Below are 6,574 nucleotides of genomic sequence, written 5' to 3'. Positions count from 1 at the left end.
ATCTTTAATCTTTTCAACATCTACGCCAATATCAAAATTCAAAACAAAACCCAACACACCTATATCGCCAGAATGGGAAATATTAAATTTTAAATCACAATTAAAATCAAATTCAGGTTTACCATATTCACCATATTTGAATTCAATTTCTTTTGCATTCGTATTCAAATAGGAAGCACTTAAAACGCGTAATACTCCACGGGAAATAATAAATTGGTTTTGGTCTTTTTTAAAACGAAATTTTGAAGCTTTTTCTTTTTCATTATCAGAAAGCAAGTTTAAAAAAAAAGAAATATTATCTGATTGCTTGCTAAAATTAACTTGCCATACATGAGCTTGATTCGCTAATAAAGGTTTAACTTTTATTAATGATAACATGGTATTAATTATCTTGAATCATTACTTTCTCTATTTTTTCTGCCAATAAATCTGCATGTGGCGAGCTAAATAGTTGATGGTGCACACCTTCTGTAAACAACACATTAACATCTTGCGTAGTAATGCTGTTCCAAGCATTAATATAAGTTGGGTTTAATTTTTTATCTGGTTTTTCGGTTAAAATTAAGTTTGTAACACCAGGATGCTTTTTATCCCATTTGTAAAGTTTGTAAATCCGTATTAAATTTTGTTTTATTTTTTCAAGATTTTTTTTGTTTGAAGAGGCAAACAATTGGATAACTGTTGGTTCTAGAAAACGCTCATAATTATTCGAAATCATTAGTTTTATTGCACTAATTGGGTTGCTAGTTAGTCGCTTAAAAAACCCCGAAAGGCGCATTTTTATACGTGTTGGATCTGTGAAATCTTCTTGTTTAATAATACTATCTATAACAATAAGGTTTGTAGTGTCTCCCTGTTTTTTAAAAGCATCAGCAATTTCAATACCTACTGCTGGACTAAAACAATACACAAGTAAATTGTATGGCCCATTAGGTTGAATATCCTTAATTTCTTTAGCATAATCCTTTGCCATTTCCTCAATGTTTTGGTGCATTTTTTCATTACCACTTATACCAGATGGTTGTATGGCATAAACAGGTGTTTCTTTGTCTAAAGCATTAGCAATTGGGTTAAAGAAAAACACATAGCCACCACCACCATGAATACAAAATAGGGGATTATTACTTCCTGAGGTTTTTATGGGTACAACATAATTCCAAGGGGTATTATTTTTATCTTCAATAATATATTTTGAAAGTGCTTCAATATTTGGGTATTCAAGTAAGGTGATTGGTGATATTTTTATTTTTAGCTTTTTTTCAATTAGGGTAAACATCTTTATAGCTAATAACGATTTTCCACCTATTTCAAAGAAATTATCGGTAATACTAATATTATTTTTATTGAGTAAGTTTTCCCAAATTTTTAATAGCTCTAGTTGTGTTTTATTTTTTGGACTAACTATTTGACTTGCATCATTAGTTTTTTCAATGGTTTCATTAAATATATTAGAGTTTATTGGGGTTATATTTTCTAATATAGATTCAATTGTTATGGATTGATTATTATAAAGAAGATTAATTATTTCTTCAAATCGGTTTAAAATCCAATGATTTATGTCATCTGAAAAAATCGATTCATCACTGAATAAATAAATTTCAATAATGTCACCAGTTTTTACAGTTAATGTTAACGGATACGTTGTTGTTATACCACTTTGCGAACTGTGTACAGTAATATTTCCAGCTTTTATATCATCCCAAGGGTAATTCTCAAAAATAAAAAGGCTATCAAAAAGGTTTTCAGAACTGCTATCAATCCATTCGGTTATTTCTCCTGTAGTAAACTGCTCATATTTTCTAGCTTCTAATTGTTGCGTCTGTATACTTTTAAGCCAATCTTTGATACTCAAATTAAATTCGATTAAAGTTCTTACTGGTAGTACATTAGCAAACATGCCCGCTAGCAACTCTATATTTGGAAAATCACCCGATCTGCCCGAAACCGTATTCCCATAGGTAATATCTTTAGTATTTGAATATTTTGATATGATTAAAGCCCACAAACCTTGAAACAAAGTATTTAAAGTAACTTGATTTGTTTTTGCTAAAGCTTGTGCTTTTTGACTAGTTTCAGTCGATAAATTGATATGATTATTTACAGTTGTATTTAGTGCTGTATTGTTTTTATTGAATAAAAAAGGGTTTTTAAAACCTTTAAATGTTTTTGTCCAGAAATTTTTAGCGGCATTTGTATCGGTTTCCTTTAACCAATTGAGGTACGATTTATAACTAGGTATTGGCTCTAATAAAGCATTTTTATTATTAACCAGTGCATCGTAAAACGTAAATATATCTTTTAAAATTATACTAGAAGACCAACCATCTAATAGCAAATGATGGCAGCACCAAATCAAGTAATGCGAGTCTTTTTTTGTTTTAATTAAACTTACTTTTCCTAATGGTTTTTTTTGAAAGTTGAGACCAGTATTTTTATTATTAATCTTAAATGCTTCTAGCTTTTGTTGTTGGGTTTCATCATTTTTATTAGTCCAATCTAAAATATTCCAATCAATATTTCCATTAGGTTTTACAAGCTGTATAGGCTTTTTTATTTTTTCCCAATGTACAGAAGTTCTTAAAATAGGGTGGCGCTTAATAGCTAAATCCCAAGCTTGTTTTAAGAAATCGATATTTAAATTACCATCTAAAGTACACTGTACATTTAAAAAACCTTGGTCTTTTTTTGCAGTTAAGTGATGAAACAATATCCCTTGCTGCATTGTACTAAGGGAATAAATAGCTTCAATTTTTGATTTTTCCTTAGAATCATCAACCATAGTTTTTCTTTTTCACAGCAATATAATACATGTTTTTATAAATATGAAGATATTTTTTTTGCATCATAGCTTTTGTAAATCGTATAAGTAGTTAACATTTCTTTTTGAAAGTTAATATTATTCAAAATAGTATTGATTTTTGAATGAATTTCGTCTGAAGTATCTATGTCCTTATCGCCCATCAAACCTAAACCATGATAAGCAATTCTGGCTGCATTACCGTTTTGGTCATATTTTTTACCAGAATAAATTAGCATAGGCACTTTATTGCTTATACATTCATTTATGGTATGAATACCGCCATGGTTAATACTACAATCTATTTTGCTTAAAAGATAGAACTGTGGCACCCATTTAAAAACATGTACATTATTTGGTAAATTATTGAAAGTATTAGAGCTTAATTTTCCTCCAAGTGAGATGATGAGTTCCCATTTTTTTTCATCTTTAACAGCATCAATTACTTTTTTAACAAAACTAGTGTCGCCTGTCTCTGTCATTGTGGTTATAGAGCAATAAATGAGTTTTTTCTTGTTTTTTGTTTTTGAATCTATGATTTTTTTTAATGTATCAGGAAGGTTTAAATTTTTAGAAGTGTTTTCAAACACCATAGGTCCAATGTATGTTATATTTTTAGGTTTGCTATGAGGAAACTCTAATTCTGGTAGTGTCATGGATAAAATAGGTAAATATTTATGAATAAATACCGATGGAAAATTTCTTGAAATTAACGCTTTTCTAGATAAGCCTATGCTTTTAGCATATTTTTTCAATATAGATCTTCGGCTATTTTTAAGTGTAATTTTATTTAAGTAAGCTCGCCCAAAAACCTTCATTTTTAAAAATACCCAAGCATATAGTATACCAAATATACTGCCCTTTAACCCGTTTTTTGGAATGATACTTGTTCTTATTGGTGGCAGGTTAGAGCGCATTCTGCTACAAAAAAATTGGCTTATTAGCTTAACTGGAATATCAAGTTTTATACTCGTAAAAATAAGTTCGTGTAGCTCTTCGTCAATAAGTACTATATCAGGTTTTAAATCGAATAAAATTTTTTCGTAAACTTCAAAATTTAACTCCTTAAATCCATTACGATATTGGCTATTTAAATGAGTAAAATGATAAATAACTCCTTTTGGTTTTAAAAATGTAAAATCAAAATTAATTTCTGGTAACTGTATATAATCAATATGTTGTTTTTCAATCTTTTCTTTAATATCGATAGGGCATAAGTATGTTACTTTGTAGCCTTCAGCTTTTAACTTTTTAACCAATTTAAGGCTAGCATTGGTTATGCCAACTAAACCTGAAGTTATAATAGCTACATGTTTCATGTTATTAAAGCTCTAAATCGTTAAGGAGATTATCTAAATCATCTTGATCTAGATCTACATCTTCAAAATCTGATGGTGTGTATTTTACAGTATTAGAACTCATACAATGAGCAACAATATTTTTTAAAGCTTCATTAAAATCATCAATTAAAGTTTTTATGGTTTCAGGTTTGTGTATTTTATTAGAAAAACTCCAATTTAAACCTAATACGCCATCTTTAATTAAAGCGTTTATTTCTAAATAATAATGTCTTTCACTTAACGGATGTCTTGTGTTTTTTGATAGAAACTCTATATTACTATCTCCTGTACTTTGCTTACCTAAAAAGTTGAAAACAATTTCAGGATATTCAGTATTTCCTAAGCTAGAAGTTAAATATCGTAGCAAACCATAACCTATGCCACCATTGGGTATTTGGCGCATTTGCTCTTTTATTGTTATGATTTTTGAAGCTAAATCTGTTGTCGATTCAAAATTAAATGTTTTAGGAAAAAATGCTGTAAACCAACCCACGGTATTAGATAAATCGATGTCGGTATTTAAAGTTTCTCTGCCATGTCGCTCCATAGCAAGTGTTATTTTCTTGTTGTTACACCAAAGGCTTAATACATCAACCAAAGCAGTTAAAAGTAATTCGTCAATTTTTGTATTATAGGTATTGTTAGCATTATTAATAAGGTTGTTTGTTATTGATTCTTCAACTTCAAAATAAATGTCGCTAACGTCTTTTTCAAATATAGGCGGCTTGTCTTCAAAATCTTTTGGGATGTTAATTTTGTTTGCTATCTGTGTTTTCCAAAAATCTATTTCATCGGTTATGGTTTTTGAACTTACCAATGCTAATAAATGATTTCCCCAAGTTTTAATGGATGCTGTTTTAGTGTTTTTTTCTGAAAGCTTATTGTTATAAATAGCTTCAGTATAACTATTTAAAATTATCTGCCACGATACAAAATCTATAATCAAATGATGTGCTAATAGCAAGATGCTGTTTGTTGCAATATTGCCAGTTTCAAAATAAATACATTTAAAAAGACAACCCTTTTCAAGCGTTATGTTTTCTTGAATGTCTTTTAAAACAGCTTCGATTTTTGAATTGTAATTTGAAGGATTTTCGTTTGAAATATCAACAGTTATAAAAGCTTCAACATTTGTTGGATTTAAAACTTTAGCAGTCCATGTTTTGTTTTCTAGGTAAAAGCTTAATCGCAGCGCATCGTGTATTTCTATCACATGATTTGTGATTTCAGAGAGCAAATTTTTATTAACGGTTTTTGGTAAATCTTGTATTTTAAATATTTGATTCCAGTATTGTGGAGCCGTTTTATGGGTTTCAAAAAACCATTCTTGAATAGGTGTTAATGGCACTTTGCCAATAACCATTGCCTCGGTAACTTTGCTTGTTTCGTTTTCTAAAGACACAAACATAGCTAATTCTGAAATGGTTTGATGCTCAAACAATTGATTGGGGGCAATAACCAAACCTGCTTTTCGTGCTTTTGCTATAATTTGAATACTTAAAATGGAATCGCCACCAATTTCAAAAAAGTTATCGGTAATGCTTAGCGATTTAATATTTAAAATATCTTCCCAGATATTAAGTAGTTTTTGCTCAATGTCGTTTTTTGGTTTTTCAGCGGGGTTGCTGTTACTTGGTTTAAGTTCAACTTGAATTTTGCTAAGTGATTTTTTGTCAACTTTTCCATTTGGAAGCTGGGGTATTTTTTCAATTAAAACAAAACTACTCGGAATCATATAATCGGGTAATACTTTTTTAAGCTGAAGTTTTAATTCATTTTCATTAAAAGGTATATTTGGTATTATATAAGCAACGAGTCGCTTTGGTTTGTCTTCATCTTGTTTTACTAAAACAACGGCTTGATTTACTAGCGTATTTTTGCTTATGGTGCTTTCAATATCATCTAATTCTACGCGGTAACCTCTTATTTTAATTTGCTGGTCTATTCGCCCTAAAAACTCAATAGTTCCATCATTTCTGTATTTAGCTAAATCGCCTGTTTTATATAGTTTTTCGTTTGTGTTAAAAGGACTTTCAACAAAAACCTTATTAGATAAATCAGGACTGTTTAAATAGCCTTTTGAAAGTCCGTCGCCACCAATATAAATTTCACCTGAAGTACCAAAAGCAACTTTATTTTTATCGTCGTCTAACAAATAAATTTGTGCATTTGCAACAGGCTTTCCAATTGGGATTTGCGTTTTTTCTAAATCAGAAATTCCAATTTTATGGGCAATACACCAGACTGAAGCTTCTGTTGGCCCATATTCGTTATAAAGCAACACATTGGGTAGGGTTTTAAAATGAATTTCGCAAAGCGATTTTGGGCAAGCCTCTCCAGCAACTATAACTGTTGTTAAACTTTTAAGCTTGTTAGCATCAACATTTTCTAATATAACTTTATATAAAGATGGAAGCATTAGCGTGTGACTAACGTT

At 29.9% G+C, this 6,574-nt stretch carries 3 protein-coding genes and 1 pseudogene; all 4 read right to left on the bottom strand.

Going from position 1 to position 6,574, the window contains the following annotated elements; translation table 11 throughout:
* Positions 1-378: pseudogene (locus AADI82_RS12655) on the bottom strand (hypothetical protein); the annotation flags it as partial.
* A 4-nt stretch (positions 379-382) separates the two neighbouring features.
* Complete coding sequence (locus tag AADI82_RS12650) at positions 383-2,779, bottom strand: condensation domain-containing protein (protein WP_341216792.1); 2,397 nt, start codon at positions 2,777-2,779, stop codon at positions 383-385.
* A 35-nt stretch (positions 2,780-2,814) separates the two neighbouring features.
* On the bottom strand, positions 2,815-4,116 hold the full coding sequence (locus AADI82_RS12645) for a glycosyltransferase (RefSeq protein WP_341216791.1): 1,302 nt from the start codon (positions 4,114-4,116) through the stop codon (positions 2,815-2,817).
* Positions 4,117-4,120: 4 nt separating this feature from the next.
* On the bottom strand, positions 4,121-6,574 hold a 2,454-nt coding region (locus AADI82_RS12640; protein WP_341216790.1), incomplete at its 5' end, for a condensation domain-containing protein.

Origin of the sequence: uncultured Wocania sp. (assembly GCF_964021735.1) — a bacterium.
Taxonomy (GTDB): Bacteria; Bacteroidota; Bacteroidia; order Flavobacteriales; family Flavobacteriaceae; genus Wocania_A.
Note: the sequence above shows the minus strand (reverse complement) of the source record. Positions and strands in the feature narration are given on the sequence as shown.